Annotated in this window: 20 protein-coding genes; 13 read left to right on the forward strand and 7 right to left on the reverse strand. The window is 62.7% G+C overall.

Annotated features, from left to right (window positions below):
• Nucleotides 1–52 precede the first annotated feature (52 nt).
• The gene (locus ATK23_RS03555) at nt 53–1,279 is read left to right on the forward strand and encodes an MFS transporter (RefSeq protein ID WP_255209557.1); all 1,227 of its coding nucleotides are present in this window, start codon (nt 53–55) and stop codon (nt 1,277–1,279) included.
• Between the two features lie 114 nt (nt 1,280–1,393).
• Here the strand turns inward: ATK23_RS03555 and ATK23_RS03560 are convergent, their stop codons facing one another.
• Nucleotides 1,394–2,089 (reverse strand): IclR family transcriptional regulator, encoded by a 696-nt coding sequence (locus ATK23_RS03560; RefSeq protein WP_066137671.1) that lies wholly within the window; start codon nt 2,087–2,089, stop codon nt 1,394–1,396.
• A 268-nt stretch (nt 2,090–2,357) separates the two neighbouring features.
• On the opposite strand from ATK23_RS03560, the gene ATK23_RS03565 reads away from it, so the two are divergent.
• Nucleotides 2,358–3,698 carry an MFS transporter gene (locus ATK23_RS03565; RefSeq protein WP_066137673.1) on the forward strand — a complete coding sequence of 447 codons (1,341 nt, stop codon included), beginning with the start codon at nt 2,358–2,360 and terminating at the stop codon, nt 3,696–3,698.
• Nucleotides 3,699–3,835: 137 nt separating this feature from the next.
• Here the strand turns inward: ATK23_RS03565 and ATK23_RS03570 are convergent, their stop codons facing one another.
• Nucleotides 3,836–4,840 carry a LacI family DNA-binding transcriptional regulator gene (locus ATK23_RS03570; protein WP_038992119.1) on the reverse strand — a complete coding sequence of 335 codons (1,005 nt, stop codon included), beginning with the start codon at nt 4,838–4,840 and terminating at the stop codon, nt 3,836–3,838.
• 114 nt (nt 4,841–4,954) lie between these two features.
• The gene (locus ATK23_RS03575) at nt 4,955–6,643 is read right to left on the reverse strand and encodes a glycoside hydrolase family 13 protein (protein ID WP_066137675.1); all 1,689 of its coding nucleotides are present in this window, start codon (nt 6,641–6,643) and stop codon (nt 4,955–4,957) included.
• 266 nt (nt 6,644–6,909) lie between these two features.
• Here ATK23_RS03575 and ATK23_RS03580 point away from each other — a divergent pair, with 266 nt between their 5' ends.
• The 7 genes from ATK23_RS03580 to ATK23_RS03610 all read left to right on the forward strand — a co-directional run bounded on the left by ATK23_RS03580 (nt 6,910) and on the right by ATK23_RS03610 (nt 14,826).
• A complete protein-coding gene (locus ATK23_RS03580; protein ID WP_066137677.1) occupies nt 6,910–8,178 on the forward strand; it encodes a sugar ABC transporter substrate-binding protein in 1,269 nt (422 codons plus the stop codon).
• A 115-nt stretch (nt 8,179–8,293) separates the two neighbouring features.
• On the forward strand, nt 8,294–9,889 hold the full coding sequence (locus ATK23_RS03585) for an ABC transporter permease subunit (RefSeq protein WP_100339239.1): 1,596 nt from the start codon (nt 8,294–8,296) through the stop codon (nt 9,887–9,889).
• Nucleotides 9,889–10,803 (forward strand): sugar ABC transporter permease, encoded by a 915-nt coding sequence (locus ATK23_RS03590; protein ID WP_066137679.1) that lies wholly within the window; start codon nt 9,889–9,891, stop codon nt 10,801–10,803. Before ATK23_RS03585 ends, ATK23_RS03590 begins: the two co-directional genes overlap by 1 nt.
• A gap of 101 nt (nt 10,804–10,904) precedes the next feature.
• Nucleotides 10,905–11,894 carry a DUF1700 domain-containing protein gene (locus ATK23_RS03595; protein ID WP_066137681.1) on the forward strand — a complete coding sequence of 330 codons (990 nt, stop codon included), beginning with the start codon at nt 10,905–10,907 and terminating at the stop codon, nt 11,892–11,894.
• A 62-nt stretch (nt 11,895–11,956) separates the two neighbouring features.
• Nucleotides 11,957–12,712 carry a TetR/AcrR family transcriptional regulator gene (locus ATK23_RS03600; protein ID WP_083515389.1) on the forward strand — a complete coding sequence of 252 codons (756 nt, stop codon included), beginning with the start codon at nt 11,957–11,959 and terminating at the stop codon, nt 12,710–12,712.
• Nucleotides 12,713–12,809: 97 nt separating this feature from the next.
• The gene (locus ATK23_RS03605; protein WP_066137687.1) at nt 12,810–14,366 is read left to right on the forward strand and encodes an MFS transporter; all 1,557 of its coding nucleotides are present in this window, start codon (nt 12,810–12,812) and stop codon (nt 14,364–14,366) included.
• Nucleotides 14,367–14,409: 43 nt separating this feature from the next.
• Nucleotides 14,410–14,826 carry an META domain-containing protein gene (locus ATK23_RS03610; protein WP_083515390.1) on the forward strand — a complete coding sequence of 139 codons (417 nt, stop codon included), beginning with the start codon at nt 14,410–14,412 and terminating at the stop codon, nt 14,824–14,826.
• Between the two features lie 21 nt (nt 14,827–14,847).
• Here ATK23_RS03610 and ATK23_RS03615 read toward each other — a convergent pair whose 3' ends face one another.
• Complete coding sequence (locus tag ATK23_RS03615) at nt 14,848–15,948, reverse strand: fatty acid desaturase family protein (protein WP_066137690.1); 1,101 nt, start codon at nt 15,946–15,948, stop codon at nt 14,848–14,850.
• Between the two features lie 127 nt (nt 15,949–16,075).
• Nucleotides 16,076–17,716: an ABC-F family ATP-binding cassette domain-containing protein gene (locus tag ATK23_RS03620; protein WP_066137692.1), complete on the reverse strand. Its 1,641-nt coding sequence runs from the start codon at nt 17,714–17,716 to the stop codon at nt 16,076–16,078.
• An 83-nt stretch (nt 17,717–17,799) separates the two neighbouring features.
• Between ATK23_RS03620 and ATK23_RS03625 the strand changes: the two genes are divergently transcribed.
• Together ATK23_RS03625 and ATK23_RS03630 are read left to right on the forward strand one after the other, a co-directional pair.
• Nucleotides 17,800–18,165, forward strand: coding sequence for an ArsR/SmtB family transcription factor (locus tag ATK23_RS03625; protein ID WP_066137694.1), 366 nt, complete (start codon nt 17,800–17,802; stop codon nt 18,163–18,165).
• A gap of 26 nt (nt 18,166–18,191) precedes the next feature.
• Nucleotides 18,192–19,415 carry an MFS transporter gene (locus tag ATK23_RS03630; RefSeq protein ID WP_066137696.1) on the forward strand — a complete coding sequence of 408 codons (1,224 nt, stop codon included), beginning with the start codon at nt 18,192–18,194 and terminating at the stop codon, nt 19,413–19,415.
• 139 nt (nt 19,416–19,554) lie between these two features.
• Here ATK23_RS03630 and ATK23_RS03635 read toward each other — a convergent pair whose 3' ends face one another.
• Both ATK23_RS03635 and ATK23_RS03640 read right to left on the reverse strand, forming a co-directional pair.
• Entirely contained in the window at nt 19,555–20,217 is a 663-nt protein-coding gene (locus ATK23_RS03635; protein ID WP_083515391.1) for a phosphoribosyltransferase, read from the reverse strand.
• A gap of 169 nt (nt 20,218–20,386) precedes the next feature.
• Nucleotides 20,387–20,851, reverse strand: a complete 465-nt coding sequence (locus tag ATK23_RS03640; protein ID WP_066137700.1) for an HD domain-containing protein — start codon at nt 20,849–20,851, stop codon at nt 20,387–20,389.
• 163 nt (nt 20,852–21,014) lie between these two features.
• On the opposite strand from ATK23_RS03640, the gene ATK23_RS03645 reads away from it, so the two are divergent.
• The gene (locus ATK23_RS03645; RefSeq protein ID WP_066137702.1) at nt 21,015–21,344 is read left to right on the forward strand and encodes a PadR family transcriptional regulator; all 330 of its coding nucleotides are present in this window, start codon (nt 21,015–21,017) and stop codon (nt 21,342–21,344) included.
• A 1-nt stretch (nt 21,345) separates the two neighbouring features.
• The gene (locus ATK23_RS03650; protein WP_066137704.1) at nt 21,346–22,341 is read left to right on the forward strand and encodes a permease prefix domain 1-containing protein; all 996 of its coding nucleotides are present in this window, start codon (nt 21,346–21,348) and stop codon (nt 22,339–22,341) included.
• Nucleotides 22,342–22,414 lie beyond the last annotated feature (73 nt).

Below are 22,414 nucleotides of genomic sequence, written 5' to 3' on the forward strand. Positions count from 1 at the left end.
TTTGTTGACTCAGCATACTTTGTCGAAGGAGAACAGTGAGGAATCCGAGAAAATGTCCGGATACTCCGCGTTAGTTCCTTTGGTGGGAGCACCGTTCCTGCCACTCACTTTCCTTGCACGTCTCCCGCTCGCGATGCTCACCATCGGGTCCATGACCCTGGTGACCGCAACCACCGGCTCCTATGCCATGGGCGGCCTGGCCGCGGCCATGGTTGGCCTGGGATCCGCCGTGGGCGGCCCCAGTATCGGCTATCTGGCCGACCGCGTCGGCCAGCGCCCGGTCCTGACCACTGTCGCCGTCATCCACACGATCCTCCTGGTGGCCCTGACCCTCTTCGGCAATTCCGGCCCCGACATGTCCGCGGCGCTGCTCGCAATCCTGTGCCTTGCCACCGGTGCCACCGGCCCGCAGGTCGGTCCGATGTCCCGTGTCCGCTGGATCTCCATCACCCGCCAGCAGAAAAAGAATCACAAGGTGCTGTCGGCGGCCCTGAGCCTCGAATCGATGTTCGATGAACTGGGCTTCGTCTTCGGCCCGGTGGCCGTCGGCCTGCTGGCCTCCTTGGTGGATCCGGTGCTGCCGCTCTACCTCGCCGCGCTGTTGACCCTCGTGCTGGTGCCGGTCTTCGCCTCGCATCGTACAGGCCATGCCGTGAAGCCGGTGAAGAATACCGAACACGCGCCGAAGGTCTCGATCAGCGGCGCGCAGGTTGCCTCGATCGGAGCCCTGATCCTGGGCATGGTGGCGCTGGGCACGGTCTTCGGGTCCTCGGCAGCCGGTACCCTGGCCTTCGCCGGCGCGCAGGGCGACTCCAACTCCGGTGGCCTGCTTTATGGCGCCATGGGCTTCTCCAGTGCGATTGCTGCAGTCTCCGTGGCAGCGTGGCCGCAATCCTTCAAGCAGATCAACCGCTGGATCCTGTGCGGCGCGGCACTGACGGTGCTCAGCTTCGGGATGCACGTGGCCGGCAATGTGCCGCTGATGCTGCTGGCCCTGTTCATCGCAGGCTTTGCCGTGGGGCCGGTGATTGTCACGGTCATGACCCTGGGCGGTGAAGTCGCTCCACCGCAGCGCCTGTCCACCGTGATGACCATGCTCTCTGCCGGCATCGTGGTGGGAACCGCGATCGGCAACGGACTGGCCGGCGTTTTTGCCGAAACCCTGGGCTATCTCGGCGCCTTCTGGGTCTCCACCGGTGGCGCGCTGGTGATCTTCCTGGCCGCTGTGGCAATGAAGCTCATCGTCGCGAAGTCTCCGTCGCTGGCCCGCGTCCGCTAGGGAGCCAACGCCAAGAACCGTGCATCCGGCAGCCATGGCCGGATGAGCAGAATCCCGTGGCACTGCAGCCATCAAGGTGCAGTGCCACGGGATTTCGTTCTGTGCCGGGAATTCCTAGTGCGCGAGCTTGTCGCTGATGCGTGCCGCCGCGTGCTTGAGCTCCTCGATCATGCGCTCGTAATTGCCGGCCGTGCTGGTCGCGAAGACCACGGCCAGCGCCGCCGGGGTTTGCCCCGAATGCTGGATCGGAACGGCAATGGACTTCACGCCCTGGATGACTTCATTCTCGCTGGTGGCATAGCCGTCAACCCGTGCCTGGGTGGCAGCGTCACGGTACTCGATGCCCGTGTCCAGCGCATCCCACTCGGCCTTGGTGTAGCGAGACTGGATTGCGATGCCGGCGGCTCCCACGTCCATGCCGTGCACCGAACCCGGGCGGTGGACAATCGCGCGCTGAGAGTTCAGCGGGGAGACCGACTGCAAGGTGGTGCACAGGTCATGTTCCCAGACGGCCACGAAGGTGGTCATGGACAGCTCGTTGGCCAGTGCGTTGAGCTCGGGAGCGGCGGCCGCCTGCAGATCGCGCTGGACCGAGCGGGCGAGCACGGCCAGGCCGGAGGCCGAGCGGATATGGCCGGCCTCATCGCGGTTGAGCAGGTGATGCTGTTCCAGGGTGCGGATGATCCGGTAGGCGATGGATCGGTGAACTTCCAGCTTCGCGGCGATTTCCGCGATGGATAGGTTCACCGGGGAATTGGCGACGATTTCAAGGACGCGGATTCCACGCGAAAGCGTCTGGGAAGTAGGCATTGATCTTCAATCTGGCCTGCGGCGTTGCGGGAACGTCGTCGAGGCCTGCGTAGTGAGCCTGGGGACCAGGAAGGTCCGTGATCTATCTTCGATTTTAGTCGTTCTCTATTAGAACGCCGAATTCGCTGGCGGGGCAGGTCGCAAAATGCCTGCCTGCATGGGGTCACGTTTGGGGCAGATCTTGTGATCCGCTTCACTCTTCGCTTATGATGGTGTGCGACATATAACCGTCCGAACGGTCGGTATACAACTCGCAAAAGGTCTTCACATGTCATCGACTGTCTCTCGCACCCAGGAGGAGCGCCGGGTACTTGCCGGCACCCTCGTGGGCACCACCATTGAGTGGTACGACTTCTTCATCTTCGCCCAGCTCACCGCGACGCTGCTGACCCCTCTGTTCCTCGAGCCCCTGGGCGAGTCGAACCCGGGCATCGCGCAGATCCTTTCCTTCGCAATGATCGGCATCTCCTTCTTCTTCCGTCCGCTCGGCGCAGTAGTTGCCGGGCACCTGGGTGACCGCTACGGACGCAAGCGCATCCTGGTGCTCACCCTGATCCTCATGGGCATTGCCACCGCTGCCATCGGCCTGCTGCCAACCTACGCATCCATCGGGGTGGCCGCGCCAATCCTGCTCGTGCTGCTGCGCGTGATCCAAGGCTTCTCGGCCGGCGGCGAATGGGGCGGCGCCGCCTTGATGGCGGTAGAGCATGCACCGAACCACCGCCGCGGCTACTTCGGCGCCTACCCGCAGATCGGTGTGCCTATCGGCATGATCCTGGCTACCGGCCTGCTGTACATCCTGCGTGTCGCCATGAGCCCGGAAGACTTTATCGCCTGGGGTTGGCGCATCCCGTTCCTGCTCTCCATTGCGCTGATCTTCGTGGGCTACATGATCCGCCGTGCGGTCGAGGAATCCCCGGTCTTCAAGCAGCTCTCCCAGCGCAAGGCCGCCGAGCACACGCCGTTGCGCGAACTGATGACCGGCCACACCAAGCAGGTCCTGCAGGCTGCGCTGATCTTCATCTCGAACAACGCCGCCGGCTACCTGGTCATCGCGTTCTTCATCTCCTACACCACCAAGGTGCTGGAAATGCCGGTTGCGCCAATCCTCTTGGCCACCACCATTGGTTCGGTGGGCTGGCTGATCTTCACCCTGGTCGGCGGCTGGCTCTCGGATAAGATCGGGCGCCGCGCGACCTTCGTGATCGGCTACGCGCTGGTCTTCGTCTGGATGATCCCGATGTTCATGCTGGTCGACACCGGAAACATCTACCTCTACACCCTGGCCATCTTCGTGCTGACCGTTGGCCTGGGCCTGTCCTATGGCCCGCAGTCGGCAATGTACGCGGAAATGTTCCCTGCACAGATCCGCTACTCGGGCATCTCCATCGGCTATGCGCTCGGTGCTATCCTCGGTGGTGCCTTCGCTGCCACCGTGGCGCAGATCCTGCTGGAGACCACCGGTGCTTCGGTCTCGATTGCCGTCTACATCATGGTGCTGACCGTCATCTCCGTGGCGGCCGTGCTCTGGGTGGGCGAGACTCGCGGACGCAACCTGCATCTGGAAGAAGTCGAGGGCGAACAGGCCGACTCGACTGTGGCGCACTAATTCCACAGCAGCGCGATGCCCGCGCGGGCACCGGATCAAGCGATCCGGTGCCCGCGCGGGCATTTGCGTGTTCGGCGATCGGCGATATCGATGGCAGCCAGTGGAATCAGCGGGCTGGTGAATCCCTGTCCAGGCTGCTAGGCGGGTCGGGTGGTAGATGAGCGCACGACCAGCCGATGCTCCAATTCGTGGGCCTGTGCCGGTTCCTCTCCGCGGATTGCCCGCAGCAGCATCGCGACCGCCAGCTGACCCTGCTCATGCGGTCGCTGCTCGACGGTGGTCAAGCCGAAAAGTTCGGCAAGGTCATGGTTGTCCACGCCGACCACCGAGAGATCCTGCGGAAGCTGCAATCCGAGATCGCGCGCGGCCAGGATGGCGCCGATGGCCATTTCGTCACTGGCCGCGAAGATTGCGGTGGGCCGGGACGCCGGGTTGCCCAGCAGCTGCTTGGCCACTGCGTAGCCCTGGGGCAGGGTGAAGTCGGCGCTCACAATCAGCGACTCATCCACTTCAAGCCCAGCCTCGGCCAGGGCCCGCTCATAGCCGGTGCGGCGGTGCGTGGGTACGAGGAAGTCCACATCGGTTTCCGCGTTGCCGCCGATGAAGCCGATGCGTTCATGGCCCAGGGAAACCAGGTGCCCGGTCGCGAGGGCCGAGATCGCTTCGTCGTTGACATGCAGCGTGGGCACGCCGGGCAACGGGCCGCCCACGCCAACCAAGGGCTTGTCCACCGCCAGCAGCGCCTGGACCTCGTCCTCGGCCAACTCGACATTGACCGCGATGACCGCATCTACCCGCTGGCGCAGCAGGAAATCGGAGAAGATCTTCTCGCGCTGGGTGCGGTCCTTGGTCAGCTGGTAGAGGGTGGTGTCATAGCCCTCGTCCATCAGGCGGCTGGAGATGCCTTCCAGCACGCAGGCATAGAACCAGTGGTTGATCACCGGAACGAGCACGCCGATATTGCGAGTGCGGCCCGATGCCAGCCCGGACGCGGAGGAAGAGACCACGTAGCCCAGTTCCGCGGCGGCACGCTGCACCGCCTCCTGCGCGGCCGCAGAGACCGAACCCCGCCCAGATAGCGCGCGGGAGACGGTGGCAATGGATACGCCAGCGGCTTGCGCGACGTCCTTGATTCCGGCCACTTCATGTCCTTCCTTCATGCCAGTAGCCGCGGCTGGGGGGAAATCTCATTCCCATGGCCACGGCTACTGCCTAACGTTACCCGGTGCGGCTGCTGCCGGAAACTTGATTGCTCCCTATGCCAGCTGGAACCAGATGGCGGTTTCGCCCGGGATCATTCCCGGTTCCGCGGACTGCTCCACTTGGCTGCGCACCAGCTCGGTGGCGCTGTGCGCCTGCACCGGCAATGGCAGGGGGGTTGCGGCGTAGTTGGCCACGACCAGCACGTTGCCGTTGGCGAAGGCCAGGACGTCGTCCTCGGTGCCGTTGATCCATTGAAGGGTGCCGGTGCCCAGCGCGTGGTCCTGGCGCAGCTGCAGCAGGCGGCGGTACAGGTTCAGCGTGGAGGACTGGTCTTCGAGCTGCGCATCGCGGGCGTAGGAATCCCAGCCGGCTGGCTGCGGCAGCCAGCTTTCGCCGGTCGAGCTGAAGCCGAAGGCCGGCTTGCCGCTCTCCCATGGCAAGGGGACGCGGCAGCCATCGCGGCCATAGCGTTCGCCATTGGTGCGGAACCAGGTCGGATCCTGGCGCGCATCATCGGGCAGGTCGATTGCTTCCGGCAGGCCCAGTTCCTCGCCCTGGTAGAGGTAGGCGCCGCCCGGCAGGGCCAGCATCAGCGTGCTGGAAGCGCGTGCGCGGCGCAAACCGACGGCAGGCTCTGGCAGGTTCGGGGTGTTCGGGCCAATGCCCTCGCCCTGCGGGTTCTCATCGGTCAGCGCCAGGCGGGTCGCATGGCGCACCACGTCGTGGTTGGAGAGCACCCATGTGCTCGGTGCGCCGACCTTGCCGAACTCCTGAAGGGACTCGTCGATGGTCTTGCGGATCTGCTTGGCATCGAAATCGCAGGAGAGGTACGGGAAGTTGAATGCCTGGTGCATCTCGTCGTTGCGCACCCACTTCGCCATCAGCGACAGGGGATTGACCCATGCCTCGGCGCAGAGCACGCGGTCGCCCTCGTACTCGTCCATGACCTTGCGCCAGTCGCGGTAGATTTCATGCACGCCGTCCTGGCCCCACCACGGAGCCAGTTCTTCGGTGCCGCCCATCGAAGCTGCCATGGGGTCCGGCGTGAAGTCGGGCAGGCCTTCGGCCTTGATCAAGCCGTGGGCCACGTCGACGCGGAAGCCGTCGGTGCCCCGATCCAGCCAGAAGCGCAGGACGTCGCGGAACATCGCGCGGACTTCCTCGTTGTGCCAGTTGAAGTCAGGCTGCGAGGAATCGAAGATGTGCAGGTAGGACTGGCCGGTGCTGCCATCCGGGTTCCTGGTTGCGGTCCACATCGGGCCGCCGAAGACCGAACCCCAGTTGTTCGGGTGTCCGGTTTCCGGGGTGTCCTTGAAGATGAAGCGGTCGCGTTCAGGGGAGCCGGGAGCTGCCTGGAGCGCCTCCTGGAACCATGGGTGCTGGTCCGAGCAGTGGTTCGGGACCAGATCGATGATGACCTTCAGACCCAATTCATGGGCCCTGGCCACCATCGCGTCGTAGTCTTCCAGGGTTCCGAACAGCGGATCCACGTCGCAGTAATTCGAGACGTCGTATCCGGCGTCCTTCTGCGGGGAAGTGAAGAATGGCGAAAGCCAGATCGCGTCGACCGAAAGCTGCGCGATGCTTTCCAGGCGTTGGGTAATTCCGCGCAGATCGCCCATGCCATCGCCATTGGAATCGGCGAAGGAGCGCGGGTAGATCTGGTAGATCACCGAGGAACGCCACCACTGCGCGTTTTCGGCCTGCACAGGGAAATCAGCTGCTGAACGAATTGAAGTCATGACGGTAACGATAAATGATCGGACGCAGAATGTAAACGCTTGCAATTATGATCGACGGATTACGCCTCCTGAGTTGCCGTGATTCCACGTAAGGGTGATTAAAACTGATTTTATGGCTACTCTTGTCAAAGCTGATGATCTATGCGACTCTGTAAACGCTTACAAATATGGTGTTACTCGCACCACTCACGACCCGACCGGTAGCCATAGCTGATATCGCGGCCAGCCCGGTCCCTGATGACACAGTTGTCACGAAAGGACATCCCATGAAGGTGAACAAACACCCTTGGCTTCTTGGCGGAGCGTTGACGGCGATTGCCGCACTCTCGCTCACCGCTTGCGGCGGGTCCGCCACCAGCGAACCAGCAGCATCTTCGAGCCCGGCCGCCGCGGAATCCTCCCCGGCAGCCGCTTCCGGCGGCAAGCTGACCGTCTGGGTCGATGCCAACCGCGAACCAGTGCTGAAGGAAGCCGCCGCAGACTTCGAGAAGCAGTCCGGTGTCAAGGTGGACCTGGTGATCAAGGACTTCTCCAAGATCCAGGAAGACTTCCTGCGCCAGGTGCCAACCGGCAAGGGGCCGGACATCACCATCGGTGCCCACGACTGGCTGGGCAACCTGGTCAACAACGGCGTGGTCCAGCCGGTTGAACTGGGCGGCAAGGCCGGCGAGTTCCAGGATGTGGCAGTGACCGCGATGAGCTACGAGGGCAACACCTACGGCGTTCCGTACGCCACCGAGAACCTGGCCCTGCTGCGCAACGCGGATCTGGTCGACGAAGCCCCTGCGACGTTCGATGAGATGATCGCCGCCGGCGAGAAGGCCGACACCGAATTCCCATTCCTGGTGCAGGTCTCTGATGTTGGCGATCCATTCCACGCCTACCCATTCCAGACCTCCTTCGGCGCACCGGTGTTCGGCACCGATGAAAAGGGCGCCTACGATCCGGCCGACCTGCAGATCGGCAGCGAAGGCGGCATCGAATTCGCCAAGTGGCTGGCTGAAGAGGGCGAAGAAGGCAACCTGAAGACCAGCATCGACGGGGACATTGCCAAGGAGAAGTTCGTCTCCGGCGACTCGCCATTCTTCCTGACCGGTCCATGGAACGTGGACGCTGTCGAAGACGCTGGCATCAATCTGGAAATCGATCCGATTCCATCGGCTGGTGGCGAGCCAGCCCAGCCTTTCGTCGCAGTCCAGGGCTTCTTCGTTTCCTCGAAGACCGAGAACCTGCTGGCAGCAACCGAATTCCTGACCAACTACATCGGCACCGAGGAAGTTCAGACCGAGCTGTACGAGGTAGGCAACCGACCGCCAGCCAACAAGGCGGCCTTCGAAGCTGCCAAGTCCGATGAGACCATCGCCTCCTTCGGCGAGGTCGGCGCTAACGGCGTTCCGATGCCGAACATCCCTGAAATGGCGGCCGTATGGGAGTTCTGGGGTGTGGCCGAGGCCGAGATCATCTCCGGCAAGGCTGATCCCGCCAAGCGCTGGAAGCAGATGACCTCGGACATCGAGAAGGCCATCTCCAAGTAGTACCGCCTGCCACCAGGCACACCGATGGCGCTGGGGACGGAAGGCGATCCTTCTGGCCCCAGCGCCTGCAATCCAGCAGCATTAGCTGCACTTGATCGACAGGGACATCTGGAAGATGACAAAGACTGCCCACCAGGGGCCGCAATCAAGCACCGAGGAGACGAAGCCCGAGCTGTCACCGGCGGCCAGGCGCTTCGCCAACGCCACCAGCACCTCCGTTGGCGCCATGCTCGCCAAGATCATCCTGGTGGCAATCGTCGATGCGACGGCCATCTTCGCGGTTTTCACCGCGCTGGGGCGCGAAGCCTGGGTGATCGCCTCGGCGATCGCCGTGATCACCGTGCTGATCAACGTGATCTACTTCAAGCGCGGCTGGCTGCCGGCCAAGTACCTGCTGCCGGGCACCATCTTCCTGCTGATCTTCCAGGTCTTCGTGATCGGCTACACGGGGTACATCGCCTTCACCAACTACGGGTCGGGACACAACTCGGATAAGGACGATGCGATCACCGCGCTGCTGCAGTCCAACCAGAACCGCGTCGAGGGAAGCGCTGGCTACCCGGTGTCCATCCTCGACGGGCAGGACGGGCTGGCGATGCTCATCGAGCGCGATGGCCAGCAAATGCTCGGCGACGCGGATCAGCCGTTCGCCCCGGTCGATCCTGCAGCCCTGGGGGACTACTCCGAATTGGCCTTCGGCGATCTGCTGGGTCGCCAGCAGGAGGTCACCTCGCTGACCGTTCCGGTCAGCGAGAACCCTGCCGATGGCACCCTGCGCACCAGCGACGGGCGCACCGCATACCAGTACACCTCGTCCCTGAAGTACGACGAAGCCGCCGACACCATGACCGATCAGAAGACCGGCGTGGTGTACCAGGACACCGGCGTCGGCGCGTACACCGCCGAAGATGGCACGCAGCTGATGCCCGGCTGGTCCATCAACGTGGGCTTCGACAACTTCACCCGCGCGGTCACCGACTCCTCGATCCGCAACGCCCTGTTCTCCGTCACCGTGTGGACATTCGCCTTCGCCTTCTTGTCGGTGGCAACCACCTTCTTCCTGGGCCTGTTCCTCGCAATCGTCTTCAACGACATGCGCATGAAGGGGCGGAAGATCTACCGTGTCATCTCGATCCTCCCGTACGCCTTCCCGGCGTTCTTGGGCGGCCTGGTCTGGGCCGGCATGCTCAACCGCGACTTCGGTTTCATCAACCAGGTGCTGCTGGGCGGGGCGCAGATCCCGTGGCTGACCGACCCGTGGCTGGCGAAGTTCTCGGTGCTCTGGGTGAACCTGTGGCTCGGCTTCCCGTACATGTTCCTGGTCTGCACCGGCGCGCTGCAGTCCATTCCGGATGAGCTCTCCGAAGCGGCCACACTCGATGGGGCGAAGCCATTTCAGATCTTCCGCTTGATCAAGCTTCCGCTGCTGCTGGTCTCGGTAGCTCCGCTGCTGATTAGCTCCTTCGCGTTCAACTTCAACAACTTCAACGTGATCTACATGCTCACCGAAGGCGGGCCGCGCCTGCAGGATGCAGGATTGAACGTGGGATCCACCGACATCCTGATCTCCATGGTCTACAAGGTGGCCTTCGTCGGCTCGCAACGCGACTACGGCCTGGCCAGCGCCTTCTCCATCATCATCTTCGTGATCGTCGCGATCATCTCGATTATCAGTTTCAAGCAGACAAAGGCACTGGAGGAGCTGAACTAATGAGCACCCAAATCACCGGCCGTCCCGCGGCACGCGCGCCCAGGGAGCGGGCACCGCGGCGAGGCTTTGGCAAATGGTTCGCCACCACCGGCTGGCGCCACCTGATCGGCGTAGCCCTGTGCATCTATGCGGCGTTCCCGTTGCTCTATGTGCTTTCGGCATCGCTGAACCCCAACGGCACCCTGCTGTCCTCCAACGGCTTCTTCACCACCGTCGGCTTCAACAGCTATGTGGAGCTGTTCCAGAACGAGCAGCGTCCCTTCGCTGCTTGGTTCGTGAACACCTTGTTCATCGGCCTGACCACGGCCGCCGCCTCCGTGTTCCTCGGGGCGCTGGCCGCCTACAGCTTCTCGCGGATGCGCTTCACCGGGCGCCGCGTGGGCCTGGTCAGCCTGCTGATCGTGCAGATCTTCCCGCAGCTGCTGGCAGTGGTGGCGATCTTCATCCTGCTCACCTCGCTGGGAGATGTCTTCCCGGTGTTGGGCATCGACAGCCAGATCGCCTTGATCATGGTGTACCTGGGCGGCGCACTGGGAGTGAACACCTACCTGATGTACGGCTTCTTCAACACCGTTCCAGTGGAAATCGATGAAGCGGCGAAGATCGATGGTGCCGGCCACGCCCGCATCTTCTTCACCATGATCCTGCGCCTGGTGGCGCCGATCCTGGCAGTTGTCGGCCTGCTGTCCTTCATCTCCAGCACCTCGGACTTCGTCATCGCCTCCGTCATCCTGGTCTCCCCGGAGAACCAGACGCTGGCCGTGGGCCTGTACTCCTACGTCTCGGAGGAGTTCACTTCCAACTGGTCGGTCTTCGCCGCCGGCGCGGTGCTGGCAGCAATCCCGGTGATGGCGCTGTTCCTGTTCCTGCAGAAGTACATTGTCGGCGGGCTCACCGCCGGCGCAGGCAAGTAGCGCTCGAGCACCTCTACGCTGCTCGAAGAGGGGGCAACGCCACTGGCGTTGCCCCCTTTTCCTGTGCTGGCCAAGCGCTCGGAGCACGTAGAGTAAATGGCATGAAGCCCTACCTGCCGCGCGCCGCCCGCAACTATTTGGAGCAACTTCGCCGGGCCTTGGATTTATTGTCGCTGGAAGAACGCAACGAGGTCATTGAAACGACCAAGCAGGAGATTCTCCGCCTGCCGGGCGGCGGACGCCGCAAACGCGATCTGGTCCGCCTGCTTGGCGAGCCTGCATCGCGTGCGCGCAAATTCGAACGCCATGAGCCCGAAGCCCTGGAAGTCAGCAGCGGCAAGCACTTCCTGACGCGCATCCTGGCATGGCCAATCTTCGCGTTTGCCTTGCTCACCCTGATGGTGGTGCTCTTCGCCCCGCCCGAGACCGCCTTGGTCGAGGGGCAAGGCTTCGGATTTGTTGCCGGGGGCGCAAGCGGCTTCCTGGGGGAACTTGAATTGCTGATCGGCTCGCAGCTGCTTTGGCTGGCCTTCATTCCGGCCATCCTCAGCCTCGTGCCGTTGTGGCTTCCGAATATTGCCGGCACCATCATCCAGATCCTAGGGGCGGTGATCATGACCGCCATCTGCGTGGCCGGTGGCGGAACGCTCGCTCTCTACTTCGTCCCGGTCACCGTGCTGCTCTGGGCACAGGTCTTCACCCCGCTGCTGATGATGCGTGGTTCCATGGCCAGGCCGGGGCCAGCCTGGCTCATCTGCGCTGCCGTGCTGCTGATCCTTGTTGTCGGGTATGCCAGCTACCAGGGGCTGGCTGGATTCAGCGGTGCACCGTGGCTGATTGCGGCTCCGGCCGCGCTGCTGGCTGTGCTGGCGATGCTGCTGCCGTTCCGCTGGAAGCTGGCCCATATTGCCCTGGTGGCAGCCGGCCTGCTGGTGATGGCTGCTGGATTCGTCGCCGCGCTGCCCGGAACCTACGGCGCAGTTCTAGCGTGGCCATGGCTGGCTGGCGGGATGGGCTTCGCCGTAGGCCATCTCGCGGTAGCCGCGGGCATGTGGCATGAGCGGGCCAGGAAGTTGCTGGCCCTGTTTTAGCGTTTTCAGGTCTTGTGGTGCTTTATGGGATTTTCCATAGGGAATGCGTATATCCTCTTGGCATGGCCGAAAATAAGGAAAAATCCTCTCCTGAACCTATAAAACGAGGTCGCGGGCGCCCGCGCAAGGACTCCGAGTTCCAGACCCTGAGCAAGGATCAGATTGCCCAGAAGGCATTGGAAATAGCCGGTGCCGAGGGCTATGACGCGCTGACCATGCATCGTCTTGCGACCGAATTCAATGTCACCCCGCGGGCGTTGTACAACTACGTGGCTGACCGCCAGGAAGTCATCAACCTCGCTGTATCGCGATTCATATCGATTAATCCGCTGATTGAATTCGACTGCAACGACTGGAAGCGTGGTGTGACCGAAGCCTACAATGCGACGCGCAAGGCCTACCGCGCCTACCCCCGGGCATCGCAGATGGCGCTCGACGAAAAGCTCAAGGTCGAGCCCGGCCCATTCCGCAACGAATTGATGGAACGGATCCTAGCGTTCTACGTGGATATCGGATTGACGCTCAAGCAGGCTGTAGCGCTGGTCCGCGCGCTGGAACGGGACGTCCTGGGTTTCGTGATGCATGTGGATTACTACTACGACCGCCGCTCAAAAGACAGCCCGGACTACGTGAGCTCGCTGGTGCCGCTCCAATTGCTTGACGCCTACCCGGAAGTTCCCACGCCGCTGGCACGCCAATCCCTCGAGTTGCCTCAGCAAGACAGCGACGACCTCTTCGAGGAAGTTATCGAGTTGAGGTTGCTGGCCATTGCGCAGATGCTTGAGCTCAATCGCACCGCCGAGAATCCCGAACAGTGAAAAAGCACGTCGACAGGGAATAATAGCCAACCGGCTGGCGCTGTAGGTTGCAGGGCCGCAGGAATCTGCGGCCTGGAATTCGTGTGAAAGTTGGCCCATGTCCCAGAGCAAGCCGCATGCGGCACCAGTTGCTGAAGAACTCTCGGCCGGAGCCCGGTGGCGATTGCTGGGTGTGCTGCTCGCCGCGATGTTCATGTCCCTGGTGTCGGTCAGCATCGTCAACGTGGTTCTCCCAGCCATCGGTTCCACGCTGCACGCCACCGAGGCCGACCTGCAGTGGGTGCTGGCCGGATATGCGTTGACCTTCGGCGTGGTGCTGGTAGCCGCCGGACGCGCCGGCGACCTGCTGGGCCGCGGCGTGATATTCGTGGCAGGCGTCGCGATCTTCACGGCGGCCAGCGTCCTGGCCGGATTGGCAGCTGACCCGCTGGTATTGAATATTGCCCGGTTCATCATGGGCATTGGCTCCGGCTTGCTCAACCCACAGGTGATGGGCATGATCCAGCAGCATTTCCGTGGCGCTGCCCGCGGCCGGGCCTACGGCCTGCTGGGCACAGCTGTTGGTTTTTCGGTCGCCATCGGACCGGTGCTGGGCGGACTGCTGATCAACTGGTTTGGCGAAGACGCCGGCTGGCGTTCCACCTTCCTGATCAACGTACCGGTAGGAGTGCTGGCCATCGTCCTGGCGTTGCTGTGGCTGCCCAAGCCGCTGTTCAGCAAGCAAACGGGCAAGGTGGATTTGGATCCAGTTGGCGGTTTGCTGCTGGCAGTAGGCATTTTCGCCCTGCTGCTGCCCTTCGTGCAGGGACGCGAAACCCCGTGGCTCTGGTCGCTTCTGGCATTGGCAGTCCTGCTCCTGGTGCTCTGGGTCCAGTGGGAGAAGAAGTACAAGAAGCGCGGTCGTGAACCCATGGTGGAACTGGCTTTGTTCAAGATCCGCAGCTTCACCAATGGCACGCTGATCGCCGGCCTTTACTTCATGGGGGTTTCCAGCGTCTGGGTGCTGGTGGCCATCTATGTCCAGCAATCCCAGGGCTTCAGCGCACTGGAAGCAGGTTTGATCTGCCTTCCGGCCGCACTGCTGTCGGCCTTCAGCTCCGATATTGCCGGACGCTACGTGATGACCTTGGGGCGGAAATTGGTTATTGGCGGCATCCTCAGCGCACTGTTCGGCCTGCTGGCCACCATTGCCGTGGTGCTCTTGGAAGAGCGCGGGGTGCTGGACATCTGGTGGATGCTGCTTTCGCTGGCCTTCATCGGAGTGGCGCAGGGCTTCATTATTTCGCCTAACCAGGCGCTGACTCTGATGGAAGTTCCCGTGGCCAACTCCGGCAGCGCCGGAGGCTTGATGCAGACTTCCCAGCGCGTGGGCACGGCCGTGGGCATTGCGGTGATCACCGCTGTCTTCTACGGCATGAATCATATTGCCGGCTATTCGCTGGCAATGTCGCTCTCCTTTGTTGCCATTTCGTTGCTGGTCTTGGCCACCCTCGTGGTCGGCGTCATCGACCTGCGCCATGGCCATGCCGCGCACGCCAAGCCTGAAGCTGAGGAAGTAGTTCCGGCCAGCACCGGCGCGCAGCGTACGGTGACCGGGGCTATCGAGATCGCCGGGCCGAAGGAACCAACCCAGCCAGTAGACTCCCAGCCATAATTCGGTGCTGGTCAGCGGAGGATTCTGGACCTAGGCTGGGAACATGAAGCGATTCTTCCTGAGCAGCGCAGCAGTAGCTCTGGCCTGTGGCGTTGCCGCCTGCGCATCTACCGGGAGCGGGTCTGGCGCCAGCCAGCCTACTGAAAGCGAGACCAGCGTGATACTGCAGGATCCGGCAGGTTTGTGGGGCAGCAAGGAACAAGGCCAGCCGTGGCTGGAACTTTCAGCGGACGGCAAGGTCGCCGGCAGTGATGGCTGCAACCGCATTAACGGCACATGGAGCGGATCCGAAGAGCTGGAATTCGGCGCGTTGGCTTCGACCAAGATGTACTGCGAAGGCGTGGATGACTGGCTTTCGCGTGCCGCCACCGCCAAGCTGGAGGAGGGCAACAAGATGCTTGTTCTTGACGCCAACGGCGAAGAGCTGGGAACCCTTGCCTATGGTGGCAGCAATTCCTAGCTCATGCGCCTGGCGCAGACGCTATGCGCTAACGCGGTAACCGGAGATCATCGGGCACTCGAAAGGATCCCGGGCCGATAGCCCTACCTTGTTCAGGTAGGTGATCACCTGTGCGTAGGATTCGCGAACACTGGCCACGGTGTAGGGCACCTGATGCTCTTCGCAGTACTGGCGCACGATGCGCGAGACGCCGGCCAGGTTGGCGCGCGGCATGGATGGGAACAGGTGGTGCTCCACCTGGTAGTTCAATCCGCCGTAAACGTGGGATAGCACGCGGTTTCCCCAGCTGGACTTGGCCATGACGTTGCGTCCGGTCAGTACTTGCCGGGAGAAGAAGTCGATGCGGGCGTCCTGGGGAATCATCGGCATGCCCTTGTGGTTCGGGGCAAAGGATGCACCCATGTAGATGCCGAAAACTGCCAGCTGCACGCCCAGGAAGGCGAAAGCCATGCCTACTGGCAGGAAGTAGAAGACGATGGCCAGGTAGATTCCGATGCGCAGTGAAACGCCGGTCATTTCGCGCTTGCGGTTCTTGACCCGCTCGGCCTTGAACAGGTACTTGATCGAGTGCATGTGCAAATTCAAGCCCTCAAGGGTGAGCAGCGGGAAGAACAGGTAGCCCTGGCGGTTGGTGATCCACTTGAGCAACCCGCGCTGGCGCTTGGCATCCTCGGTCTGAAAGGAAATGGTGTCCCACTCGATATCAGGATCCTTGCCCACGGTATTGGGCGTCGCATGATGCTTGTTGTGCTTGTTCATCCACCACTGGTAGCTGATGCCCACGACGATATTGGCCAGGAACTGGCCCAGCTTGTCATTGCGCTTGTGCGAGGCGAGGATCTGGCGGTGTGCCGCCTCATGCGCCAGGAAAGCGAACTGGGTGAGCAGCAGGCCCAAGGCCCCTGCCATCAGCAACTGGAACCAGCTGTCGCCAAGGAGGATGAATCCGGCAATGGTGCCAGCCAGCAGCACCGTCAGCACGATGCCTAGGCCGAGATAGTGCCCGCGTCGGCGGCCAATCAATCCGGCTTCGGTGACCAGCTTCTTGACGTGGAAGAAGCTCTTGGGGTCGCCCGGCTTGAGTGTAGGCCCTTGGGAATGGAGTGTTGCAGTGCTTCTCAAGAAAACATCCTTGGGTACTAGGCGTCGACCTCGCAGTCGAAAGAACTGAAAAACTCGGCTCCCATGATGGCAATCCTACGTTGGATTGCTGTGAAATTGCCTATGTAAGACGTGCCCAAGCCAGACCCTAGAAATGGGCAGTTAGTTGCCCTTCTGCAACTTCCCAGTGGGCGGACAGGCGGACATTTTTCAGCAGCCGGCGATCATGGGTGACCAGCAGCAACGCTCCAGTGTATGCTTCCAGTGCTTCTTCGAGCTGTTCGATGGCCGGCACGTCGAGGTGATTGGTCGGCTCGTCGAGCACCAGCAGGTTCACCCCACGGGCCTGGAGCAATGCCATCGATGCGCGGGTGCGCTCGCCGGGAGACAGCGAATCGACCAATGCAGAGGACTGGTCTGCCTTCAAGCCGAACTTGGCCAGCAGGGTGCGGACCTCGGCAGCGGAGTACTCGGGAACTTCCTTTTCGAAGGCTTCGCCCAACGGCAGATCATCGGGAAGCTGGGTGCGCGCCTGGTCGATTTCGCCGATGCTCACCGAGCTGCCCAGGGAAGCGGTGCCGCAGTGCGGAGCCAGCTTGCCCAGCAGCAGGTTCAGCAAGGTCGACTTGCCTGCTCCATTTGGGCCCGTGATGCCAATCCGGTCCCCGGCATTGACCTGAACCGACACCGGCCCGAACGTGTAATCGCCGTGGGACACCGAGGCTTCGTTGAGCGTGCACATCACCGAGGATCCGCGCGGGGCCGACGCGATGGAGAACTGCAGAACCCATTCCTTGCGCGGTTCGGCCACTTCCTCAAGACGGGCGATGCGCGATTCCATTTGGCGCACCTTGGCTGCCTGTTTCTCCGAGGATTCGGTGTTGGCACGTCGGCGGATCTTGTCGTTGTCCGGCGCCTTGCGCATGGCATTGCGCACCCCTTGCGAGGACCACTCGCGCTGGGTGCGAGCACGGGAGACGAGATTCGCCTTCTGGCTTTCGAACTGCTCGTAGGCTTCACGCGCGTGCGTCCGCTTGACGGCCCGTTCGGCGAGATACGCGTCGTAGCCGCCTTCATAAGTGGCTACCTGATTCTGGGCCAAGTCCAGTTCGATGATGCCGGTGGTGCAACGGGCGAGGAACTCGCGGTCATGCGACACTAGGATCACCGGTGCGCGCAGGGACTTGATGAAGTCCTCCAGATGCTCCAGGCCTTCAAGATCAAGATCGTTGGTCGGCTCATCGAGCAATACCGCATCGAAGCGGGAGAGCAGCAAGGCCGCCAGGGCAACGCGGGCAACTTGGCCGCCGGACAGGGCAGTCATCTCGGTATCAACCGGGAGGGTGAAGCCGAGCTTGGCCAGCACCTCGGGGATGCGGTCTTCAAGATCCATGGCGCCAGAGGCCATCCAGTGATCGAAGGCGGCGCTGTAGGCATCATCTGCGCCTGGCTTGCCGCTGCCCAGTTCTTCGGCGGTCGTCTCCATGGCGGTGGTGGCCGCGGCGCAACCGGTCCGGCGGGCCAAGTACGCGGCAATGGTTTCACCTGGAATGCGCTCGTGCTCCTGCGGCATCCAGCCGACGAACGCGGAATCCGGGGCAGTGCTCACGGTTCCGGCCTGCGGGGTTGCGGCCCCGGCTAGTAGCGACAGCAACGTGGATTTGCCGGCGCCGTTGGCGCCCACCACGCCATAGACATCACCGGGCGAGGCGGTAAAGTTCAGATTCGAGAAGAGGGTTCGGTGGGCGTGGCCACCGGCAAGGTCCTTGGCCACGAGCGTTGCAGTCATGGTTCCAATTCTAGTTCGAGTCGAAGGCTGAATACTTCCGGTGTGCTCTAGGCAGTGACAGGGAAAAGCATTAGTCTATTAGCATGCATGCAGATAATAAGATTTATGCTCCGGATCCCTCCTCGGATTTCGTGGAGCTGGCCGCGGAAGTCTTCGGACTGCTTTCCGAAGCCACGCGGATCCGGATTGTGCTGCATCTGCGCCGTGCCGGAGAGCTTTCGGTCAATGCGCTCGCAGAGCTCGTCGAGAAGAGCCCTTCGGGGGTTTCCCAGCACCTGGCTCGCTTGCGCATGGCGCGCATGGTGACCACGCGCCAGGACGGAACCAAGGTTCTCTACAGCCTTGCCGATGACCATCCGGCGCGCCTGGTCAGCGAAGCGATCAAGCAGGCGGAGCATTCTGTCTCCAACGGCCAGTTGCCGTTGCATCACGAAGCCCCGAACACCTAGGACTAAAGAAGACGGGGGCGGCCAAGATGCTTTCAGTTCTCAGGGACCAGGCGTATGCCAAGCTCTTCGGCGCGCAGATGATCGCGCTGCTCGGCACGGGCCTGCTTACCGTAGCGCTGGGCCTGCTGGCTTTCGATATTGCCGGCAGCGATGCGGGACTAGTGCTCGGATTGGCCTTGACCGTCAAGATGGTCGCCTATGTGGCGGTTGCACCATTGGTCAACGCCCTGGTGTCCCATATTCCGCGCAAACCGGTGCTTGTCGGGTCCAATGTCATTCGTGGACTGGTGGCGCTCTGCCTTCCATTCGCCAATGAAGCGTGGCAGATCTATGTGCTGATCTTCGTGCTGCAATCGGCCTCGGCGACCTTTACCCCCGTTTTCCAGGCGGTCATTCCCTCCATCCTGCCCGATGAGCGCGACTACACCAGGGCCTTGTCGCTCGCGCGGCTGGCTTACGACATGGAGTCCTTGGCCAGCCCGATGCTGGCGGCCGCGCTGCTGACCGTCACCAGCTACCACAATCTCTTTGCCGGGACCGTGATCGGCTTTGCCGCATCGGCTCTGCTTGTTGCCGCGACCCGGTTCCCGCTAATCCCGCCGCCGCAGAGGATGCAGTTCTTCCATCGCCTCACCGGCGGAACCCGGGCGTTCTGGACGGCACGCGAACTGCGCAGCCTGATGGCACTGAATCTGGTCGTTGCCGCGGTCTCCGCCATGGTCATCGTCAACACGGTGGTGCTGGTGAAGGGGGAGCTGGGCCGTTCGCAGGTGGATGTTGCCTTGCTGCTCGGAGCCTATGGTGCAGGTTCGATGGCGGTGGCACTGGGCATGCCCGGGTTGCTGGAGCGATTCGAGGACAGCACTGTGATGCTCGCCGGCGCCGTAATGATGCCGCTGCTGCTGCTCATTGGTGCTACGGTCATCGGCTGGGCACAGGGAGCCGGGCAATGGGCCGGGCTTCTTGGCTTATGGGTGGCTTTGGGTGCGGCGACTGCAAGCATCCTCACGCCCTCGTCCAGGCTATTGCGCCGCAATAGTACAGAGCAGACGCGCCCGGGGGTTTTCGCCGCGCAATTTTCCTTGTCCCATGCCTGCTTCTTGCTGACCTACCCGGTGGCCGGTGTCCTCGGCGCGTCAATTGGCTTGTGGGGCGTCGCCGTGGTTCTGGTCGGGATCAGCGCGATCGGCACGGTGCTGGCCCTTGCTTCATGGTGCCCGGTCTTGGATCGCCGTAGCCAGCTTGGGTGAGCTCGGCAGAACGGTCGCTGGCCTAGTCGAAAGCCGGTGGCTGGCCAACCTCCTGCTCGGCGATCGGCAGTCGCGGCGCGGAGTGGGGACTCATGCTGGAATCCTCAACGCCGGCCCTTGACTGCGCGGTACTCGATCTTCACGGCTTCGAGCGAAGCAACTCCAGTACTTGGTCCTGGCTGACTTGGCCGAAATCCTCGTAGAACGCTCCGACGGCAGTGAAATTATCCGGGGTGAGAAGTTCGCAGATGCCATTGACGTGGGGCGCCAATTCAGCAACTGTTTCGGGGGAAGCCACCGGTACTGCCAGCATGACGGACGCAGGGGAGAACTCCTGTACGATATCCAGCGCGGCCTTCATCGTCGCGCCCGTGGCCATTCCGTCATCGCAGAGCAGCAAGTCGCGCCCGGAGAGGTCCGGGCAGTAGTCCTTGAACCTGTCGGTGAGGGCCAGCAGGTCGGCGCCGGTTCCGCGTTCCAGGGATTCGAGTTCGTCCTTTCCGAAATACTGCAGCGCCCGGCGATAAATGGCCTCGTTGATATGGTGGGAGCTGCTGGACCCATACCGGGCAATGGCGCCGAATGCCAGCTCTGGATTGCTGGGCACCCCGAGCTTGCGCACCGCCACGGGGCCCAGGTCGGCGCCGAGCGCCGTGGCGACTTCGTAGGCAATGGGCACCCCGCCGCGCAGCAGGCCCAGCACCGTGTATTCTCCGGCGGGCAGCAGAGTGGACAGCTTCATGCCCAGCGCGGCGCCGGCATGGCTGCGGTTTTCGAACACTGTGCTTCTACCTGGAGCCATGGTTCCAGTCTTGCCCAATGGCGCTCGATTGCAAGGGCATCGGTGGAAACATCCAGCATTTAATGTCCCGTGCGGTGATCAGGTGCTTGAGTCGACAGTCTGCAAAGTCGACGCAAGGGGCATCGCGGGCCGACACTGGAGCTGCAGTATTTGGGGTTCCACGCGATCCTTAGGGCCCCGGCTGCTGCTGGAGGCCGAGAAGTGTCCTGGTGCGCCGGTATTTCTCGGCCAGCCGCTGCCGGGTAACCGGGTCCAGTTGGCTGGTGCGTTCAGGGTCGGTGTTGTCGGCCAGATCCGCTTGCTTGACCAGCAAGGCCAGTGCGTTTCCACGCACATCGACACAGTATTCTTCCAGGCTCTGCCCTGGGCGCTTGCTCAGCAACTGGACCGCCTCGATGACTGTTTCGGGAATGCCTGAGCTGCGCAGATCCTCCGCGCTCACCTCGCAATCCTCGATCACGTCATGCAGCCACGCGGTCGCGATGGCCTCCGGTGAACCGCCAAGAGCGCGGGCATGGCCGGCCACTCGTGCCGGATGCCCGATTTGCGCAGCGCCAAGCTTATCGACCTGGCCTTCGTGGGCGCGGACAGCAGTCGCCTTGGCCAATTCAACTAGCGATTTTTGCTCGTCCATGTTCCGCCTCACTGATCGGCTGTTGCTGATTTACAGCTTATGCGTGGCGGGAGGCGGGTTGGCAGGATTTGGCCTGCCAGGCTACGACACTGAACACGTCGTTCCACAGAATCCACTAATGTGTTATTGACTGTAGTGTGTGGCGCACAGTAATGTAGTCGACATGGAAGAGTTCGACACCCAGCTGCAAGAGCTGCGACGCGGCACCGTAGTACTGGCCTGCCTGCAGCTGCTGCGCGGCGCCGGGTATGGCTACAACCTGCTGGAGCAGCTTGGCGATCATGGTTTCTCCACTGACGCCAACACCCTGTATCCGCTGCTGCGTCGTTTGGAGAAGCAGGGGTACCTCACCAGCGAGTGGAACACCGAGGAGGCGCGGCCACGCAAGTTCTACCGGACCTCGCTCGACGGCATCCGTCTCGCTGACGCGTTGACTACCGAATGGCGATCCCTGACCACGGCGATCGCCTCGCTCACCAAAGAGGAGCACTGACATGACTGCCACCTTGACCGAACGCTACATCTCGGCCACCATCCGGAGCCTGAAACCCGAACTGCAGGACGACGTCCGCGCCGAGCTCGAAGCCTTGATTGCCGACGCGATCGAGGCGCGCACGGACCAGGGTGAGGCCGCGGACGAGGCTGAACGCGAAGTTCTGTCCGAGCTGGGCGATCCCGGCCTGCTTGCCGCGGGCTACGCGGACCGGCCGCTGCACCTGATCGGCCCGAAGTACTACCTGACCTGGTGGCGGCTGCTGAAGCTGCTGTTGTGGATCGTACCGGTCTGCGTGGTCGGCGTGGTGCTGCTGGGCCAGCTGCTCTCCGGAGCTGAGGTCGGCGAGAGCCTCGTCCAGGCGCTGGCCATCGGGCTGCAGGTGGCCGTGCATCTGGTCTTCTGGACCACGCTGGTCTTCGTCGTGCTCGAGCGCACCGGCGCGGACACCGGCATGAAGTGGGATGTCGACCAGCTGCCTGAGGTCCAGGAGGATGGCGCCGGACGCAGCGAGCTGATCGCCTCGCTGGTGTTCCTGGCCATCGCAGCCGTGGCGGTGGTGTGGGATGCGGTGCGCGGATTCTTCCCGACCGAAGGCGAGCCGATCGCGATCCTCAATCCGGGACTGTGGCCGTGGTGGATCGGCGCGCTGTTCGGCCTGATGGTGCTTGAAGCAGTCTTCGCTTTCGCGCTTTATGCCCAGCGCCGCTGGACTACCGCGCTGGCAGCGCTGAACACCGTGCTTGCCCTGCTCTTCGCGGCCTGGGTGCTGGCCCTGCTGCTGGGCGGCGAGCTGGTGAACCCCGAGTTCCTCTCGTTCATCGCCCAGGCCGGAGGCAAGGAATTCGCTTCCGGGAACGCGGATGCCGCAGGCAACGGGGGAGTCTTCCGGATCCTGGCGGTGCTGCTCGGGTTCGGGATCGCCATCGGGGTCGGTTGGGACATCGCCGATGGCTGGCGCAAGGCGGTGCACGAACGGCGCGTTGCCCGGGTCTGAATTCCTTGGAAGAACGAAACCAGAAAAAGAAGAATCCCGGGGCATCGGCGAAGAAAGTCGCTGATGCCCCGGG

This window comes from Glutamicibacter nicotianae (assembly GCF_002797775.1).
Lineage (GTDB): Bacteria > Actinomycetota > Actinomycetes > Actinomycetales > Micrococcaceae > Glutamicibacter > Glutamicibacter nicotianae.